Below are 21,052 nucleotides of genomic sequence, written 5' to 3' on the forward strand. Positions count from 1 at the left end.
GGTGGTCTGGAGCGGTTTTGGCTGTCGGTCGGTGAGGCGTATGTCCGGGGTGTGGCCGTGGACTGGGAGGCGGTCTTCGCGGGGACCGGTGCCCGCCGGGTCGACCTGCCCACCTACGCCTTCCAGGCGCAGCGGTTCTGGCCCGAGGCGGCCCCTGTAGAGCCGGATGCCCTCCCCGCGGAGAGCGCGGTCGACGCCCGCTTCTGGGACGCCGTCGAACGCGAGGACCTCGCCGCGCTGGCCGGGGCCCTGGCCTTCGACACCCCAGACGCCATCCAGTCGCTCGGCACGGTCCTGCCCGGCCTCTCCTCCTGGCGGCGCCAGAGCCGGGAGCAGTCCACCGTCGACGGGTGGCGCTACCGCATCACCTGGAAGCCTTCCGCCGACCCGCCAGAGGCCGCGCTCTCCGGTGCCTGGCTGGTCGTCGTGCCCGAGGAGCTCACCGGCCCGGCCGGGGACACCGCAGCCGCCGTCCTGCGTACCCTCGCCGACCGCGGCGCGGAGGTCCGCACCCTCACCGCCGCCGCCGACGCCGACCGTGATGCCCTGAAGGCCGCCCTCGACGGGACGGAGGACCCCGCCGGGGTCCTGTCCCTCCTCGCCCTCGCCGGGGACGGCACCGCCCCGCTCCGCGCGCACGCCGGGCTCCTGGCCACCGCCGCCCTCGTCCAGGCCCTCGGCGACGCCGACGTGACCGCGCCCCTGTGGTGCGTCACCCGAGGCGCCGTCTCCGTGGCCCGTTCCGAGCGGCTCCAGGATCCGGCGCAGGCCCTCGTATGGGGCTTCGGGCGGACCGCCGCGCTGGAGTTCCCCGAGCGCTGGGGCGGCCTCGTCGACCTGCCCGAACAGGCCGACGAACGGGCCCTCGCCCGGCTCGCCGGGGTCCTGGCCGGCGCCGGCGCCGAGGACCAGGTCGCCGTACGTGCCTCCGGGCTGTACGGCCGGCGCCTGGCCCACGCCCCGCTCGCCGACGCCCCCACCCCGCCCGCCTGGAAGCCGGCCGGGACGACCCTCGTCACCGGCGGCACCGGCGCCTTGGGCGCGCACGTCGCCCGCTGGCTGGCGGGGAACGGCGCCGAGCACCTGGTCCTGACCAGCCGCCGCGGCCCCGAGGCCCCCGGCGCGGCCGAACTGCGCGAGGAACTGACCGCGCTCGGCGCCGAGGTCACCCTGGCCGCCTGCGACATGGCCGACCGGGACGCCGTCACAGCGCTCCTCGCCGGCATCCCCGCCGACCGGCCGCTGACCGCCGTCGTGCACACCGCCGGTGTCCTCGACGACGGCGTCATCGACGGGCTGACCCCCGAGCGGTTCGCGACCGTACTCGCCCCCAAGGCGGACGCGGCGCTCACCCTGCACGAGCTGACCCGCGACCTCGGCCTCTCCGCATTCGTCCTGTTCTCCGGCGTCGCCGGCACCCTCGGTGACGCCGGGCAGGGCAACTACGCGGCCGCCAACTCCTACCTCGACGCCCTCGCCGAGCAGCGGCACGCCGACGGCCTGCCCGCGACCTCCGTGGCCTGGGGCCGCTGGGGCGACAGCGGACTGGCCGCCGACGGCGCCATCGGGGAGCGGCTCGACCGCGGCGGCGTGCCCGCCATGGCGCCGCGGGCCGCGATCCGCGCCCTCCAGCAAGCCCTGGACCACGCCGAAGCGGCCGTCGCCGTCGCCGACATCCAGTGGGAACGCTTCACCCCCGGCTACACGGCCGTCCGGCCCAGCCCGTTCCTCGGCGACCTGCCCGAGGTGCGGCGCCTCGCCCAGACCGCGGCGGCCGCCACGGACACGGGCACGGAGGGTTCCCCGGCCGAGGCCCTGCGCCGCCGGCTGTCGGCGATGCCGCAGGCCGAACAGGCCGTCGTCGTCCTGGAACTGGTCCGCTCCCACGCGGCGACCGCGCTCGGCCACCCCACCACCGACGAGGTGGGCGCGGGCCGCGCCTTCAAGGAGCTCGGCTTCGACTCCCTGATCGCGCTGGAACTGCGCAACCGCCTGAACGCGGCCACCGGACTCAAGCTCCCGGCGACGCTGGTCTTCGACCACCCGACGCCGGCGGTCCTCGCGGACTTCCTGCGAGCCGAAATCGTCCAGGACGGCTCCACCGGAGCCGCGCCCGGAATCGCCGAGCTCGAGAGGCTCGAATCCGCGCTGTCCGTCCTCGATCCGGACGGCGATACGCGCGCCGACATCGCCTCGCGCCTGCAGGCCCTCCTGGCGAAGTGGGGTGAACCGCAGGCCCATTCGAGGGACGGGGCCGTGGCCGAGAAGCTCCAGGAAGCCACGCCCGACGAGCTCTTCGACTTCATCGAGAACGAGCTCGGGATCTAGCACAGCGGACAGCAGGCAGTAGCAGCACAAGGGTTTGTGACGAACATGGGTGAGGTTCCAATGGCGGGCCAGGCGTCGGATCAGGAAAAGATCCTCGGCTACTTGAAGCGGGTGACTGCCGATCTGCACCAGACGCGGCAGCGGCTGCGCGAAGTCGAGTCCCAGGAGCCGGAGCCCATCGCGATCGTCGGCATGGCCTGCAGGTTCCCCGGCGGCGTCCAGTCGCCGGAGGACCTGTGGGAGCTGGTCGCGGGCAGCAAGGACGCGATCACCGACTTCCCCACCGACCGCGGCTGGGACATCGAGTCCCTGTACGACGCCGACCCCGAGCAGCGGGGCACCTCGTACACCCGCGAAGGCGGATTCCTCGACGGGGTCGGCGAGTTCGACGCCGCGTTCTTCGGGATCAGCCCGCGCGAGACCCTCGGCATGGACCCGCAGCAGCGCCTGCTGCTGGAGACGTCCTGGGAGACCTTCGAGCGCGCCGGGATCGACCCGGCGACGCTGCGCGGCAGCAAGGCCGGCGTGTTCATCGGCACCAACGGCCAGGACTACCCCGACCTGCTGCGCGACGGCGTCCCCCAGGGCGTCGAGCAGTATCTCCTCACCGGGAACGCGGCCAGCGTCGTCTCCGGCCGCCTCTCCTACACCTTCGGCCTCGAAGGCCCCGCCGTCACCGTCGACACCGCCTGCTCCTCCTCCCTCGTCGCCCTGCACCTCGCCGTGCAGGCACTGCGGGGCGGCGAGTGCTCCCTGGCCCTCGCCGGCGGTGTCACGGTCATGTCCAGCCCGCGTGCGTTCGTGCAGTTCAGCCGGCAGCGCGGGCTCGCCCCCGACGGCCGGTGCAAGCCGTTCGCCGACGGTGCCGACGGCACCGGCTGGGGCGAGGGCGTCGGCATGCTCCTCGTCGAGAAGCTCTCCGACGCCCGCCGCAACGGCCACCCCGTCCTGGCCATCGTCCGGGGCTCCGCCGTCAACCAGGACGGTGCCTCCAACGGCCTCACCGCCCCCAACGGGCCCTCCCAGCAGCGCGTCATCCGCCAGGCCCTCACCAACGCCGGACTCACCCCGGCCCAGGTCGACGCCGTCGAGGCGCACGGCACCGGCACGACGCTCGGCGACCCCATCGAAGCGCAGGCCATCCTGGCCACCTACGGCCAGAACCGGCCCGACGGGCGGCCGCTGTGGCTGGGCTCGATCAAGTCCAACATCGGCCACACCCAGGCCGCCGCCGGTGTCGCGGGCATCATCAAGATGGTCCTCGCCATGCAGAACGGCCTCCTGCCCGAATCCCTGCACGTCGACCAGCCGTCCACCGCCGTCGACTGGAGCACCGGCTCCGTCGAACTCCTCGCCCGGCCCGTGCCGTGGCCCGAGACCGGCCAGCCGCGCCGCGCCGGCATCTCCTCCTTCGGCGTCAGCGGCACCAACGCCCACACCGTCATCGAGCAGGCCCCGCCCCCCGAGCCGGCCGACCCGCAGGACGTGGACGGGACCGCGCCGCAGGGCGCCACCGGCCCGGTCCCGCTGCTCGTCTCCGGCCACGGCGACGAGGGCCTGCGCGCCCAGGCCGCCCGCCTCGCCGCCCACCTGCGGGCCGAGCCCGCGCTCGCCGCGGACCCCGCGGCCCTGACCGACCTCGGCTACTCCCTCGCCACCAGCCGCTCCTCGCTGGACCGCCGGGCCGTACTCTTCGCCACCGGTCCCCAGGAACTCCTCACCGGCCTCGACGCCCTCGCCGCCGGGGAACAGCCCGCGACCGGAGTCGTCGGCGCCGTCGCCGAAGGGACCACCGCCTTCCTCCTCACCGGCCAGGGCAGCCAGCGCCCCGGCATGGGCCGCGAGCTGTACGCCACCCACCCCGGCTTCGCCCGCGCTCTCGACGCCGTTCGCGACGAACTCGACCGGCACCTCGAACGCCCCCTGTACGACGTCCTGTTCGCCGCCGAAGGCACCGCCGAGGCGGCCCTCCTCGACGAGACCGCCCACACCCAGGCCGCCCTGTTCGCCGTCGAGGTCGCCCTCTGCCGCCAGCTCGAACAGTGGGGAGTCACCCCCGACTTCCTCATCGGGCACTCCATCGGCGAGCTCGCCGCCGCCCACGTCTCCGGCGTCCTCACCCTCGCCGACGCGGCCGCCCTCGTCGCCGCCCGCGGCCGCCTCATGCAGGCCCTGCCCGCCGGCGGCGCGATGATCGCCGTCGAGGCCACCGAGGACGAGGTCGCCCCGCTCCTCACCGACCGCGTCTCGATCGCCGCCGTCAACGGCCCCCGCTCCGTGGTGGTCTCCGGCAACGAGGACGCCGCCACCGCCCTCGCCGAGACCCTGCGCGCCCGCGGCCGCCGCACCAAGCGGCTCACCGTCAGCCACGCCTTCCACTCGCCGCTCATGGACGACATGCTCGGCGCGTTCCGCGAGGCCGCCGAAGCCGTCACCTACGCGCCGCCCGTCATCCCGATCGTCTCCAACCTCACCGGTGCCTCCGTCACCGCCGAGGAGATCTGCACCCCCGAGTACTGGGTCCGGCACGTCCGCGAGGCCGTCCGCTTCCACGACGGCGTCGCCGCGCTCGCCGCCCTCGGCGTCACCACCTTCGTGGAGGTCGGCCCCGGCGGCGTCCTCACCGCCCTCGCGCAGGACTGCCTCGCCGGCCGGGACGACACCGTCTTCGTCCCCGCGCTGCGCACCGACCGCCCCGAGCCGGCCGCGCTCGCCGTCGCCGTAGCCGGGGCCCACGCGCACGGCGTCCGCGTCGACTGGTCCGCCGTCTTCGCCGGACGCTCCGCCACCCGCGTCGACCTGCCCACGTACGCCTTCCAGCGCGGCCTGTACTGGCCCGAGCCGCCGACCGCCTGGACCGGCGACGTCACCGCCGCCGGCATCGGCTCCGCCGACCACCCGCTGCTCGGCGCCGCCATCGCCCTCGCCGACGGCTACCTCTTCACCGGGCGGCTCTCCCTCGCCACCCACCCGTGGATCGCCGACCACACGGTCATGGACACCGTGCTGCTGCCCGGCACCGCCTTCGTCGAACTCGCCCTGCGGGCCGGCGAGCACACCGGCTGCGAACTCCTCGACGAACTCACCCTCCAGGCCCCCCTGGTCCTGCCCCCACACGGCGGCGTCCAGATCCAGCTCGCCGTCGGCGCCCCCGACACCGACGGACGGCGCCACCTGACCCTGCACTCCCGGCCCGAGGACGCCGTCGACGACACCTGGGGCGAAGGCGCCTGGACCCGGCACGCCACCGGCTTCCTCGCCCCCACCGCCGCCGGCACCGACCGGGGCACCGGCGGCGACCTCGCCGTCTGGCCGCCGCAGGGCGCCACCGCCCTGCCCGTCGAGGGCCTGTACGAGTACCTCACCGGCACCGGTTTCGCCTACGGGCCCGTCTTCCAGGGCCTGACCGGCGCCTGGCAGCGCGGCGAGGAGGTCTTCGCCGAGGTCCGCCTGCCCGAGCAGGCCCACGCCGAAGCCCCCCTGTTCGGCCTGCACCCCGCGCTGCTGGACGCCGCCCTGCACGCCGTCGGCATGGGCTCCCTGCTGGAGGACACCGACCACGGCCGCCTGCCGTTCTCCTGGAGCGGCGTCACCCTGCGCGCCGTCGGTGCCCGGGCCCTGCGAGTCCGCCTCGCCCCCGCCGGGCAGGACACCGTCTGCGTGGATCTGGCCGACGAGACCGGCGCGCCCGTTGCCGCCGTCGACGCCCTGCTGCTCCGTCCCGTCACCCCCGACCAGGTACGGGCCGCCCGGACCACCTTCCACGACGCGCTGTTCCGCGTCGACTGGAGCCCGCTCGCCCTGCCCGCGGCCACCACCGTCGCCCCCGGCCAGTGGGCCGTGCTCGGCGCGGCCGCCGACTCCGGCGGGGCCGTCGCCCCGGGCGCGGGCGTTGAGTCCGGCGCGGGCGTCGCCTCCCGCGTGGCCGTCGCCGGCGCGGGCGTCGCCTCCCGGTTCGCCGCCGTCCTGCCGACCGCCGCGGCCCACCCGGACCTCGCCGCCCTCGCTGCGGCCGTCGACGCGGGCGCCCCCGTTCCGCAGGCCGTCCTCGTGCCCGTCCCCGGCGAGCTGCCGGCCGGGCCGACGCCCGTCGACGCGGAGCTGCCCACCGCCGTCGCCGCCGCCCTGCACGACGCCCTCGGCCTGGCCCAGGCCTGGCTCGCCGACGACCGGTTCGCCTCCTCCCGGCTCGTGTTCGTCACCCGCGGCGCCGTCGCCACCACCGTCGCGTCCGACGTCGCCGACCTCGCGCACGCCCCGCTGTGGGGCCTGCTGCGCGCCGCCCAGTCCGAGCACCCCGACCGCTTCGTCCTGCTCGACCTGGACGACCGCGACGAGTCACTGCGCGCCCTCCCGGCCGCCCTGGCCACCGACGAGGCGCAGCTCGCGCTGCGCGAGGGCCGCGCCGTCGTCCCCCGGCTCGCCCGCGTCCCGGCCGTCCCCGCCACCGAGGGCCGCGAGGCCCGCCCGCTCGACACCGACGGCACCGCCCTCGTCACCGGAGCCACCGGCACCCTCGGCGGGCTCGTCGCCCGCCACCTGGTCACCGCCCACGGCGTCCGCCGCCTGCTGCTGACCAGCCGCCGTGGCGAGGCCGCCGCCGGAGCCCCCGAACTCCTCGCCGAGCTGCGGGCGATGGGCGCCGAGGTCACCCTCGCCGCCTGCGACGCCGCCGACCGCGGCGCGCTCGCCGCCGTCCTGGCCTCCGTACCGGCCGAGCACCCGCTGACCGCCGTCGTGCACACCGCGGGCGTCCTCGACGACGGCATCCTCGAAGCGCTCACCCCCGAGCGGATCGACCACGTCCTGCCCGCCAAGGTCGACGCGGCCGTCAACCTGCACGAGCTGACCCGCGGACTCGACCTCGCCGCGTTCGTCCTGTTCTCCGCCGCCGCCGGCACCCTCGGCGCCGCCGGACAGGCCAACTACGCCGCCGCCAACACCTTCCTCGACGCCCTCGCCCAGCGCCGCCGCGCCGAGGGCCTGCCCGCCACCGCGCTCGCCTGGGGCCTGTGGGCCGAGCGCAGCGGCATGACCGGCGACCTCGCCGACACCGACCTGGAGCGGATCTCCCGCGCCGGAGTCGCCGCGCTGTCCTCCGCCGAAGGCCTCGCCCTCATGGACACCGCCCGCGAGACCGGCGAGGCCACCGCCGTCCCCATGCACCTGGACCTGGCCGGGCTGCGCCAGGCCGACGCGAGCATGGTCCCGCCGCTGCTGCGCGGCCTGGTCCGGCCCGCCGCCCGCCGCCCCGCCGCAGCCCAGGGCGCCGCGCCCGCCGACGGGCTCGCCGAGCGGCTGCTGCCGCTGACCGCCCCCGAACGCGACCGGCTGCTGCTGGCCACCGTCCGTGTCCAGGTCGCCGCCGTCCTCGGCTTCCCCGGCCCCGACGCCGTCGACCCCGGCCGGGCCTTCAAGGAACTCGGCTTCGACTCGCTCACCGCCGTCGAACTGCGCAACCGCCTCGGCTCCGCCACCGGCGTCCGGCTGCCCGCCACCCTCGTCTTCGACTACCCCACGCCGAACGCCCTCGCCGCGTTCCTGCGGACCGAACTCCTCGGCGACCTGGCCGCCCCCGCGGGCGCGGGCACCCCCGGCACCACCGCCCATGGCTCGGCCGTCGCAGACGAGCCCATCGCGATCGTCGCCATGGCCTGCCGCTACCCCGGCGGGGTCACCACCCCCGAGGAGCTGTGGCAGCTCGTCGCCGGCTCCGTCGACGCCGTCTCGCCCTTCCCGACGGACCGCGGCTGGAACCTGGACGCGCTGTACGACTCCGACCCCGGCCGCGCCGGGACCTCGTACACCCGCGAGGGCGGATTCCTGCACGACGCCGCCGACTTCGACCCCGACGTCTTCGGCATCAACCCCCGCGAGGCCCTGGCCATGGACCCGCACCAGCGGCTCCTGCTGGAGACCTCCTGGGAGGCCTTCGAGCGGGCCGGCATGGACCCGGCCTCGCTGCGCGGCAGCCGCACCGGCGTCTTCGCGGGCGTCATGTACCACGACTACCTGACCCGTCTCCCGGCCGTCCCCGAGGGCCTGGAGGGCTACCTCGGCACCGGCACCGCGGGCAGCGTCGCCTCTGGCCGCATCTCCTACACCTTCGGCCTGGAGGGCCCGGCCGTCACCATCGACACGGCCTGCTCCTCCTCCCTCGTCGCCCTGCACCTGGCCGCGCAGGCCCTGCGCAGCGGCGAGTGCGACCTCGCCCTCGCGGGCGGCGTCACCGTCATGTCCACCCCGGACACCTTCATCGACTTCAGCCGCCAGCGGGGCCTGTCCACCGACGGCCGCTGCAAGTCCTTCTCCGCCGACGCCGACGGCACCGGCTGGGCCGAGGGCGCGGGCATGATCCTCGTCGAGCGGCTCTCCGACGCCCGCCGCAACGGCCACCCCGTCCTGGCCGTGGTCCGCGGCACGGCCGTCAACCAGGACGGTGCCTCCAACGGCCTGACCGCCCCCAACGGGCCCTCCCAGCAGCGCGTCATCCGCGAGGCCCTCGCCCAGGCCGGGCTGACCACCGCCGACGTCGACGCCGTCGAGGCCCACGGCACCGGCACCACCCTCGGCGACCCCATCGAGGCGCAGGCCCTGCTCGCCACCTACGGCCAGGGCCGCCCCGAGGACCGGCCGCTGCGCCTGGGCTCCATCAAGTCCAACATCGGCCACACGCAGGCCGCCGCGGGCGCCGCGGGCATCATCAAGATGGTCCAGGCGATGCAGTACGGCGTCCTGCCCGCCTCCCTGCACATCGGCGAGCCGTCCCCGCACATCGACTGGACCGCCGGCGCCGTATCCCTCCTGACCGAGCGGGCGGAGTGGCCCGAGACCGGCCGGCCGCGCCGCGCGGGCGTCTCCTCCTTCGGCGTCAGCGGCACCAACGCGCACGTCATCATCGAGCAGCCGCCCGCCGACGAGGACGGGGCCGACACGGACCGGGCCCACGCCGCCCCGGCCGCCGCGGACGCCGCCGCCACCGGCGCCGTACTGCCGTTCGTCCTCTCCGGCCGTACCCCCGACGCGCTGCGCGCCCAGGCCGCACGCCTCGCCGCCCACCTCGCGGACCGCCCCGAGGCGGCCCCCGCCGACGCGGCGTTCTCCCTGGCCACCACCCGTACCGCCCTGGACCGGCGGGCCGCGGTCGTCGCCGCCGGCCGCGAGCCGCTCCTCACCGGCCTCGCCGCCCTCGCCGAGGGCCGCGACGCCGCCGGGCTCGTCCGGCACGACACCGCCGACGGCCGCCTCGCGGTCCTCTTCACCGGCCAGGGCAGCCAGCGCCCCGGCATGGGCCGCGACCTGTACGCCGCCCACCCGGTCTTCGCCGCCGCCCTCGACGAGGCGTGCGCCGCCCTGGACCCGCACCTCGAACATCCCCTCAAGGAGGCCCTGTTCGCCGAGGACGGGACGCTCTTGGACCGGACCGGCACCACCCAGCCCGCCCTGTTCGCCGTGGAGACCGCCCTCTACCGGCTCGTCGAGTCCTGGGGGGTGCGCCCCGACTTCGTGGCCGGCCACTCCATAGGCGAGATCACCGCCGCGCACGTCGCGGGCGTCCTCACCCTGACCGACGCGGCCGCCCTCGTCGCCGCCCGCGGCCGCCTGATGGAGGCACTCCCCGAGGGCGGCGCGATGATCGCGCTCGCCGCCACCGAGGACGAGGTCCGGCCGCTGCTGGCCGGCCACGAGGACCGGATCGGCATCGCCGCCGTCAACTCCGCCTCCTCCGTGGTCGTCTCCGGCGACGAGACCGTCGCACTGGAGATCGCCGCCGCATTCGAGCGGCGCGGCCGCCGCACCAAGCGGCTCACCGTCAGCCACGCCTTCCACTCCCCGCTGATGGACGGCATGCTCGACGCCTTCCGCGACGTCGCCGCCTCCCTCACCTACCACCCGCCCGTCATCCCCGTCGTCACCCACCTCACCGGCGAGATCGCGGGCGACGCCCTGCGCACCCCCGACCACTGGGTCGCCCACGTCCGCGAAGCCGTCCGCTTCCTCGACGGCATCCGCACCCTCGACGCCGAGCACGTCACCACCTACCTCGAACTCGGCCCGCAGGGCGTGCTGTCCGGCCTCGGCCGCGACTGCCTCACCGACACCGACACCTACACCGCCACCACGCCCGACGCCGTCTTCGTCCCGGCCCTGCGCCGCGACCGCGACGAGAGCGAGGCCCTCGCCGCCGCGGTCGCCGCCGTCCACACCCGGGGCGTCCCGGTCGACTGGACCGCGTACTTCGCCACCACCGGCGCCCGCCGCACCGGCCTGCCCACCTACGCCTTCCAGCGCCGCCGGTTCTGGCTGGAGGCCCCCGCCGGGTTCATCGGAGACGTCGAATCGGCCGGTCTGGGCGCCGCCCACCACCCGCTGCTCGGCGCCGCCGTCCCGCTCGCCGACGGCGAGGGCTTCCTGTTCACCGGACGGCTCTCCCTCGACACCCACCCCTGGCTTGCCGACCACGCCGTCATGGGCACCGTGCTCCTCCCCGGCACCGCCTTCGTCGAACTCGCCGTCCGCGCGGGCGACCAGGCCGGCTGCGACCTGCTGGAAGAGCTGACCCTCGAAGCCCCGCTCGTCCTGGCCCCGCACGCCGCGGTCCGCCTCCAGATCGTGGTCGGCGCCCCCGGCCGGGACGGCCGCCGCACCCTCGACCTGTACTCCGGTGACCCCGACGCCGCCGACGACGAACCCTGGACCCGGCACGCCACCGGCATCCTCGCCACCGGTGCGCCCCGGCCCGCCTTCGACCTCACCGCCTGGCCCCCGGCCGGCGCCGAGCCCGTCTCCGTCGACGGCCTGTACGAGCACCTCGCCCAGGGTGGCTTCGCCTACGGCCCCGTATTCCAGGGCCTGCGCGCCGCCTGGACCCTCGGCGACGACGTCTACGCCGAGGTCGCCCTCCCCGAGGACCGCCACGCCGAGGCCACCCGGTTCGCCCTGCACCCGGCCCTCCTCGACGCCGCCCTGCACGCCGCCTTCGTCCAGCCGGCCGACACCGACCGCCAGGCCGGGCTGCCGTTCTCCTGGGGCGGCGTGTCCCTGCACGCCGTCGGCGCCGCCGCGCTCCGCGTCCGCCTCACCCCCGACGGCGACGACCTCCTCGCCCTCGAACTCGCCGACACCACCGGCGCACCCGTCGCCGCCGTCGAGCAGCTCCGGGTCCGGCCCGTCTCCGCCGACCGCCTCGCGGGCCCCGCGCGCACCGCGCACCACGAGTCGCTGTTCCGTATCGAGTGGGCCACCCTCCCGCTGCCCGCCACCGCCCAGGACACCACCCCCGGCGACGGCTGGGCCGTCCTCGGCACCGGCGACGGCCTGCCGGGCCGCGAGTACGCCGGTCTCGCGGAGCTCGCCGCCGCCCTCGACGCGGGCGCGCCCCTGCCCCCGTACGTCCTCGCCCCCTGCCCGGCCGCATCCGACACCGGGGCCGCGCTCAGCCCCGACGCGGTCCGCGCCGCCGCCCACCGGGCCCTTGCCCTCGTCCAGGGCTGGCTCGCCGACGACCGCTTCGCCGCCTCCCGTCTGGTACTCGTCACCCGGGGCGCCGTCGCCACCCAGGGCGACTGGGACCTCACCGACCCGGTCCACGCCCCCGTCTGGGGCCTGGTCCGCTCCGCGCAGTCCGAGAACCCCGACCGGTTCGTCCTCGCCGACCTCGACGGCCCCACCGCCGACGGCACGCTCCTGGCCGCAGCCCTCGCCACCGGCGAGCCGCAGTTCGCCGTCCGCCGCGGCACCGTCCACGCCCCCCGCCTCGCCCGGATCCCGGCCACCACGCCGCTGACCCCGCCCGCCGACGGCTCCGCCTGGCGCATGGACATCGAGGACAAGGGCACCCTCGACCACCTCACCTTCCTGCCCAGCCCCGAGTCCGAGGCCCCGCTGCAGCCCGGCCAGGTCCGCGTCGCCGTCCGCGCCGCCGGCCTCAACTTCCGCGACGTCCTCAACGCCCTCGGCATGTACCCCGGCGACCCTGGCCTCATGGGCTCCGAAGGCGCCGGCATCGTCCTGGAGGCCGGGCCCGGCGTCACCGACCTCGCACCCGGCGACCGCGTCATGGGCATGCTGCCCGGCGCGTTCGGCCCGCTAGCCGTCGTCGACCGCCGCATGATCGCCCCGATGCCCGAGGGCTGGACCTTCACCGACGCAGCGGCCGTACCGATCGTCTTCATGACGGCCTACTACGCCCTGCACGACCTCGCCGGCCTGCAGGGCGGCGAGACCCTCCTCGTGCACGCCGCCGCCGGCGGCGTCGGCATGGCCGCCGTCCAGCTGGCCCGCCACTGGGGCGCCGACGTCTACGCCACCGCCAGCCCCGCCAAGTGGGACACCCTGCGCGGAATCGGCCTGACCGACGACCGGATCGCCTCCTCCCGCACCCTCGACTTCGAGGACACCTTCCGCACCGCCACCGGCGGCCGGGGCGTCGACGTCGTCCTGGACTCCCTGGCCCGCGAGTTCGTCGACGCCTCGCTGCGGCTGCTGCCGCGCGGCGGACGCTTCGTCGAGATGGGCAAGACCGATGTCCGCGACCCGCAGGACGTCGCAGCCGCCCATCCCGGCGTCACCTACCAGGCCTTCGACCTCACCGAGGCCGGTCTCGACCGCATCCAGGAGATGCTCACCGCCCTCCTCGGCCTCTTCGAATCCGGCGCCCTGCGCCCCATCCCGGTCTCCTCCTGGGACCTGCGCCAGGCCCCCGAGGCCTTCCGCTACCTCAGCCAGGCCCGCCACACCGGCAAGATCGTCCTCACCGTGCCCTCCGAGTGGAACACCAAGGGCACCGTCCTCATCACCGGCGGCACCGGCACCCTCGGCGCCCTCGTCGCCCGCCACGCCGTCACCGTCCGCGGTGCCCGTCGCCTGATCCTGACCAGCCGCCGCGGCGAATCCGCCGCCGGAGCCGCCGAACTCGCCGCCGAACTGCGCACGCTGGGCGCCGACGTCACCGTCGCCGCCTGCGACGCCGCCGACCGCGACGCGCTCGCCGCCCTCCTCGCCGGCATCCCCGCCGAGCACCCGCTGACCGCCGTCGTCCACACCGCCGGCGTCCTCGACGACGGCATCACCACGGCCCTCACCCCCGAGCGGCTCGACACCGTCCTGCGGCCCAAGGCCGACGCCGCGCTCCACCTCCACGAGCTGACCCGCCACCTCGACCTGGCCGACTTCGTCCTCTTCTCCTCCGCCGCAGGCACCTTCGGCGGCGCCGGCCAGGCCAACTACGCCGCCGCGAACGTCTTCCTCGACGCCCTCGCCCGCCACCGCCACGCCCACGGCCTGCCCGGCACCTCCCTCGGCTGGGGCCTGTGGGCCGACGCCAGCGGCATGACCGGCGAACTGGACGCCGCCGACAAGGACCGCATGACGCGCTCCGGCGTCCTCGGCCTGTCCTCCGAGGAGGGACTGGCCCTCCTCGACACCGCCCACCGCACCGGCGACGCCCACCTCGTCCCCATGCAGCTCGACCTCGCCCCGCTGCGCCAGGCCGACGCGAGCATGGTCCCCGCACTGCTGCGCGGCCTCGTGCGCACCACGGCCCGCCGGGCCGTCGAGGCCACCGCAACCGGCACCGGAACCCCGCTCGTCGAGCAGCTCGTACGGCTCCCCGGGAACGAGCGCGACGCCCTCCTCCTGGACCTCGTACGCGACCAGGTCGCCGCCGTCCTCGGCCACGCCACCCCCGACGCCGTCGAACCCGGCCGCGCCTTCAAGGACCTCGGCTTCGACTCCCTGACCGCCGTCGAGTTCCGCAACCGGCTCGGCGCCACCGCCGGTGTCCGCCTACCCGCCACCCTCGTCTTCGACTACCCCAACCCCACCGTCCTCGCCGCCTACCTCAGGGACGAACTCCTCGGCTCCGAGGCCGCCGCGGCCGCCGCGCTCCCGCGGCACCCCGCCGGACCAGGTGGCACCGCCGACGCCGACGACCCCATCGCCATCGTCGCCATGAGCTGCCGCTTCCCCGGCGACGTCCGCAGCCCCGAGGACCTGTGGGAACTCCTCGCCGAGGGCCGCGACGGCATCGCCCACCTCCCCGCCGACCGCGGCTGGGACACCGAGGCGCTGTACGACCCGGACCCCGACAATCCGGGCACGTCGTACGCCCGCGAAGGCGGCTTCTTCTACGACGCCCACCACTTCGACCCCGCGTTCTTCGGGATCAACCCCCGCGAGGCCCTGGCCATGGACCCGCAGCAGCGCCTGCTGCTGGAGACCTCCTGGGAGGCCTTCGAACGCGCCGGGATCGACCCGACGGGCCTGCGCGGACAGCAGGTCGGCGTATTCGTCGGCCAGATGCACAACGACTACGTCTCGCGCCTGAACACCGTCCCCGAGGGCGTCGAGGGCTACCTCGGCACCGGCGGCTCCAGCAGCATCGCCTCCGGCCGCGTCTCCTACACCTTCGGCTTCGAGGGCCCGGCCGTCACCGTCGACACCGCCTGCTCGTCCTCACTGGTCGCCCTGCACCTCGCCGCGCAGGCCCTGCGTGCCGGGGAGTGCACCCTCGCCCTCGCCGGCGGCGTCACGATCATCACCACCCCCGACGTCTTCACCGAGTTCAGTCGCCAGCGCGGCCTCGCCGCCGACGGCCGCTGCAAGCCCTTCGCGGCCGCCGCCGACGGCACCGCGTGGGGCGAGGGCGTCGGCATGCTCCTCGTCGAACGCCTCTCCGACGCCCGCCGCAACGGCCACCAGGTCCTGGCCGTCGTCCGCGGCACCGCCGTCAACCAGGACGGCGCCTCGAACGGCCTGACCGCGCCGAACGGCCCCGCCCAGCAGCGGGTCATCCGTCAGGCCCTGGCCAACGCCGGCCTGAGCACCGCCGACGTCGACGCCGTGGAGGCCCACGGCACCGGCACGCGGCTCGGTGACCCGATCGAAGCCCAGGCCCTGCTCGCAACGTACGGCCAGGACCGCCCCGCGGACACCCCGCTGTGGCTCGGGTCCATCAAGTCCAACTTCGGCCACACCCAGGCCGCCGCCGGTGTCGCGGGCGTCATCAAGATGGTCGAGGCCATGCGCCATGGCGTCCTGCCCCGGACCCTCCACGTCGACGCGCCGTCCCCGCACGTGGACTGGTCGGCGGGCGCGGTCTCGCTGCTCACGGAGCCGAGGGCCTGGCCGGAGACCGGCCGGCCGCGCCGTGCGGGCGTCTCGTCCTTCGGCATGAGCGGCACCAACGCCCACGCCATCATCGAACTCCCGCAGTCCGGCAGCACCCAGGCCGCCACCGACGCGGCCGCCCCGGCCCTCGCGGGCCCGGCGGCGCTGCCCTGGCACCTGTCCGCCCGTACGTCCGAGGCCCTGCGTGCCCAGGGCGAGCGGCTCCTGGCCCACCTGGAGGCCCACCCGGAGGCGAACCCCGCCGACATCGGCCACGCGCTCGTCACCACCCGCGCCGTCTTCGAGCACCGCGCGACCGTGGTCGCCGCCGACCTCGACGGCTTCCGGACCGTCCTGACGGCCCTCGCGGAGGGCCGTCCGGCGGCCGGACTGGTCCGGGGGACGCCGCCGGCGACGGGGGAGAAGCTGGCCTTCCTGTTCACCGGGCAGGGCAGTCAGCGGCTCGGGATGGGGCGTGAGCTGTGCGATGCCTTCCCGGTGTTCGCGGACGCGTTGGACGCGATCTGCGCCCGCATGGACGGATTGCTCGAACTTCCGTTGAAGGGGGTGCTGTTCGGGGGGGATGCGGCTGTTCTGGATCGTACGGAGTATGCGCAGCCCGCGTTGTTCGCGGTCGAGGTGGCGTTGTTCCGGCTGCTGGAGTCGTGGGGTGTGAAGCCGGACTTCGTTGCCGGTCATTCGATCGGTGAGATCGCTGCCGCGCATGTGGCGGGTGTGTTCTCGCTGGACGATGCGTGTGCGTTGGTTGCTGCGCGGGGTCGTCTGATGCAGGCGCTGCCGTCGGGTGGTGTGATGATCGCGGTGCAGGCGTCGGAGGACGAGGTGCTGCCGCTGCTGGACGAGCGGGTCGGTATTGCCGCGGTCAACGGGCCCACGTCCGTGGTCATCGCGGGTGATGAGGATGCCGTGCTGGCCGTGGTGGCTTCGTTCGCCGACCGCAAGTGGAAGCGGCTGACGGTCAGTCATGCCTTCCACTCGCCGCACATGGACGGGATGTTGGAGGACTTTCGCACAGTGGTGGAGGGGCTGTCCTTCGCCGCTCCGCGGATCCCGGTTGTTTCCAACCTGACTGGTGCCCTCGTCTCCGGCGAGATGGGTTCCGCGGAGTTCTGGGTGCGGCATGTCCGTGAGGGCGTTCGCTTCCTGGACGGTGTCCGGGTGTTGGAGGCCGCGGGCGTGACGACGTACCTCGAGCTCGGGCCCGACGGGGTCCTGTCGGCCCTCGCCCAGGACTGCGTCACCGTCGAGGGTGCCGCCTTCGCCCCCGCCCTCCGCAAGGACCGCACCGAGGCCGAGACCCTGCTCACCGCACTCGCCACCGCCTACGTCCGCGGCGCCTCCGTCGACTGGCAGGCGTACTACGCCCCGCTGGGCGCCACCCGAGTGGACCTGCCGACGTACGCCTTCCAGCGCGCCGTCTACTGGCTCGACGCCGGCCGCACCGACGGCGACGTCACCGCTGCCGGTCTCGGCGCCGCCCACCACCCGCTGCTCGGCGCGGCCGTCCAGCTCCCCGACTCCGACGGCCACCTGTTCACCGGCCGCCTCTCCCTGTCCACCCACCCCTGGCTCGGTGACCACCGGGTCATGGGCGCGGTCCTCCTGCCCGGCACGGCCTTCGTCGAGCTGGCCCTCCAGGCCGGAGAGCACGTCGGCTGCGACCTCGTCGACGAACTCACCCTGGAAGCGCCGCTGGTGCTCCCCGAGCACGGCGCCGTGCAGCTGCGGCTCTCCATTGGCGCGCCCGACCCGTCGGGCCGCCGCCGCAGCCTCGCCCTGCACTCCCGCCCCGAGGACGCGGACCCGGACACCCCGTGGACGCGGCACGCCGTCGGCGCGCTCGCGACCGGGGCCGACCCCGCCCCGCAGAGCCTGACCGACTGGCCGCCGACCGGAGCGGAGCCCGTCCCGGTGGACGGTCTGTACGACGGCCTTGCGGACTCCGGCTTCGGCTACGGCCCGGTGTTCCAGGGCCTGCGTGCGGCCTGGTTGCAGGACGGCGCCTACTACGCCGAGGTGGCCCTCCCCGAGGGCGCCGCGGACGACGCAGCCCGCTTCGGCCTCCACCCGGCCCTGCTCGACGCCGCCCTGCACGCCCTCGGACTGGGCGGCACCGCGGACACCGCGGGCACGGAAGGACGGCTCCCGTTCTCCTGGACCGGTGTTGCGCTGCACGCGGTGGGGGCCTCCGAGCTCCGTGTCCGCCTGACCGTCGCCCGCAACGGCGAGGTCGCGCTCACCCTGGCCGACGCGGCCGGTGCGCCGGTCGCCTCGGTCGCAGGACTGGCCCTGCGGGCCGTGAGCCGGGACCAGCTCGACACCGCGCCGGACCTGACCCGGGACTCCCTGTTCCGGGTGGAGTGGACGGCGGCGGCTGCGGCCGGGTCGTTTGACGACTGGTTGTTGCTGGGTGAGGGTGCGCAGGTGTTCGCGGACCTGGCCGGGCTGGGTGTGGCGGTTGTCGAGGGTGGTGAGATTCCGGCGGCGCTGGTGGTGCCGTGTGTGGGGCTGCCCGGGGGTGATGTGGCGGCTGCGGTGCACGAGGAGACTGCTCGGGTGTTGGGGCTGGTGAAGGAGTGGTTGGCTGACGAGCGGTTCGCGGAGTCCCGTCTGGTGTTCCTGACGCGGGGTGCGGTGGATGCTGTGCCGGGTGAGGGTGTGTCGGACCTGGTGCATGCTGGCGTGCGGGGTTTGGTGCGTTCGGCGCAGTCGGAGAACCCGGGCCGGATCGTCCTGGTCGATGTCGACGCGGACGCGGATGTGTACGAGGGTGTCTGCGCCGCGCTGGCTTCGGGTGAGTCCGAGGTGGCGGTGCGGGACGGTGCGGTGTTGGTGCCGCGCCTGGCCCGGGCTGCTGCGCTTGTGGGTGAGCCCGTCGGGTGGGGTGCCGAGGGTACGGTGTTGGTGACGGGTGCGAGTGGTTCGCTGGGCGGGCTGTTCGCGCGTCATCTGGTTACAGAGCATGGGGTGCGTCGTCTGCTGCTGGTGAGCCGTCGGGGTGAGTCGGCGGAGGGTGCTGCCGGGCTGTCGGCGGAGTTGGCGGGTCTGGGTGCCGAGGTCGTCTGGGCGGCTTGTGACGTGGCCGACCGTGCGGCTCTGGCCGCTGTGCTGGCCGGGATTTCGGCGGAGCATCCGTTGACCGCGGTGGTCCACACGGCCGGTGTGCTGGATGACGGTGTGGTCGGGTCGCTGACGGCCGGGCGGCTGTCGGCGGTGCTGCGCCCGAAGGTCGACGCGGCCTGGAACCTCCATGAGCTGACTCGTGAGCTGGATCTGTCGGCGTTCGTGCTCTTCTCCTCCGCCGCTGGTGTCTTCGGTGGTGCGGGACAGGCCAACTACGCCGCGGGTAACGTCTTCCTGGACGCGCTGGCGGCCCACCGCCGGGCCCAGGGCTTGCCTGCGACCTCGCTGGCCTGGGGCCTGTGGTCCGAGGTCGGCGGTATGGGCGGTGACCTCGCCGAGGGCGACCGGGACCGCATCCGCCGCGGAGGCATCCGCGCGCTGACCCCGGAGACCGGGCTCGCCCTGTTCGACGCGGCCGGCCGCACCGCCGAATCCCTGCTCCTGCCCCTCCCGCTCGACCTGGCCGCCCTGCGCGCCCAGGCCCGCAGCGGCATGGTGCCCGACCTGCTGCGCGGCCTGGTCCGCGTCCCGGTCCGGCGGGCGGCGGGCCAGGGTGGTTCCGCGGACGCCTCCGCGCTCCGTACGCGGCTCTCGGCGCTCCCCGCCGTCGAGCGTGAGGCGGCCCTGCTGGACACCGTCCGCGCCGAGGTGGCCGCCGTACTGGGCCACGCCTCCACGGACGAGGTTCCGGCCGACCGGGCCTTCAAGGAGCTGGGCTTCGACTCCCTGACCGCCGTCGAGCTGCGCAACCGGCTCGGCGGAGTCACCGGTGTCCGTCTGCCCGCGACCCTCGTCTTCGACTACCCGACCCCGAACGCGCTCGCCGCGTACCTGCGGGCCGAGGTCCTCGGCCTCTCGCTGGAGGATGACACGGCCGCCGCGGCCGGGCACGGCTCCGCGCTCGCCAACGCCGTCCACGGCGACGACCCGATCGTCATCGTCGGTATGAGCTGCCGCTACCCCGGCGGGATCGAGACCCCCGAAGACCTGTGGCGCCTCGTGGCCGGCGGCATCGACGCCATCTCGGAGTTCCCGCAGGGCCGCGGCTGGGACCTGGACTCGCTCTACGACCCGGACCCGGACGGCAAGGGCACCAGCTACACCCGCTCCGGTGGCTTCCTGCACGACGCGGGCCGCTTCGACCCCGCCTTCTTCGGGATCTCCCCGCGCGAGGCCGTGGCGATGGACCCGCAGCAGCGTCTGCTGCTGGAGACCTCCTGGGAGGCCTTCGAGCGGGCGGGCATCGACCCGGCGACCATGCGGGGCAGCCGTACCGGCGTCTTCGCGGGCATCATGTACCACGACTACGCGACCCGGATAACCTCCGTCCCGGACGGCGTCGAGGGCTACCTCGGCACCGGCAACTCCGGCAGCATTGCCTCCGGCCGCGTCTCGTACGCGTTCGGTCTGGAAGGCCCCGCGGTCACCGTCGACACGGCGTGCTCCTCCTCGCTCGTCGCGCTGCACTGGGCGATCCAGGCACTGCGGGGCGGCGAGTGCGACATGGCGCTGGCCGGTGGTGTCACGGTCATGTCGACGCCGGGCACCTTCACCGAGTTCAGCCGCCAGCGCGGTCTGGCCGCCGACGGCCGCATCAAGCCCTTCGCCGCGGCCGCCGACGGCACCAGCTGGGCCGAGGGCGCGGGCATGCTCCTCGTGGAGCGGCTGTCCGACGCCCGCCGCAACGGCCACCCGGTCCTCGCGGTGGTCCGCGGGTCGGCGATCAACCAGGACGGCGCGAGCAACGGCCTGACCGCCCCGAACGGTCCGTCCCAGCAGCGGGTCATCCGCCAGGCCCTGGCCTCCGGCGGGCTGACCAGCGACCAGATCGACGTGGTCGAGGCGCACGGCACCGGTACGACGCTGGGCGACCCGATCGAGGCGCAGGCCCTGCTGGCCACGTACGGCCGGGAGCGGGCGGTGGACGAGCCGCTGTGGCTGGGCTCGATCAAGTCGAACATGGGCCACACGCAGGCCGCGGCCGGTGTCGCCGGCGTGATCAAGATGATCATGGCGATGCGGCACGGCGTCCTGCCGAAGACCCTCCACGTCGACGAGCCGACCCCGCACGTGGACTGGGAGGACGGCGCCGTCACGTTGCTGACGGATTCCGTGCCGTGGCCGGAGACCGGCCGTCCGCGCCGGGCCGGTGTGTCCTCCTTCGGCATCAGCGGCACCAACGCGCACACGATCATCGAGCAGGCCCCGGACGAAGTGGCCGCGGCCACCGGCTCCGGTGACTGGCTGCCGCCGGTCTTGCCGTACCTGGTCTCCGCGAAGTCGGCGGACGCCCTGCGCGGCCAGGCGGCCCGCCTGCGCGGCCACCTGGAGGACGCGGCCGACGTGCCGGCCGCCGACGTGGCCTACTCGCTGGCGACGCGGCGCGCGGCCTTCGGCCACCGCGCGGTGGTCGTGGCCGGCGACCGTGAGGAACTGCTGCGCGGTCTGGCCGCCGTCGCGGGCGGTGACC

Annotated in this window: 2 protein-coding genes; both read left to right on the forward strand. The window is 75.2% G+C overall.

The window, feature by feature from the left end:
- Nucleotides 1–2,328, forward strand: a 2,328-nt coding sequence (locus tag AB0I68_RS37195; RefSeq protein WP_363181851.1) for an SDR family NAD(P)-dependent oxidoreductase, incomplete at its 5' end; no start/stop codon positions are given.
- 45 nt (nt 2,329–2,373) lie between these two features.
- Nucleotides 2,374–21,052, forward strand: an 18,679-nt coding sequence (locus tag AB0I68_RS37200) for an SDR family NAD(P)-dependent oxidoreductase (RefSeq protein ID WP_363181852.1), incomplete at its 3' end; no start/stop codon positions are given.

Source organism: Streptomyces sp. NPDC050448, assembly GCF_040655295.1.
Lineage (GTDB): Bacteria > Actinomycetota > Actinomycetes > Streptomycetales > Streptomycetaceae > Streptomyces.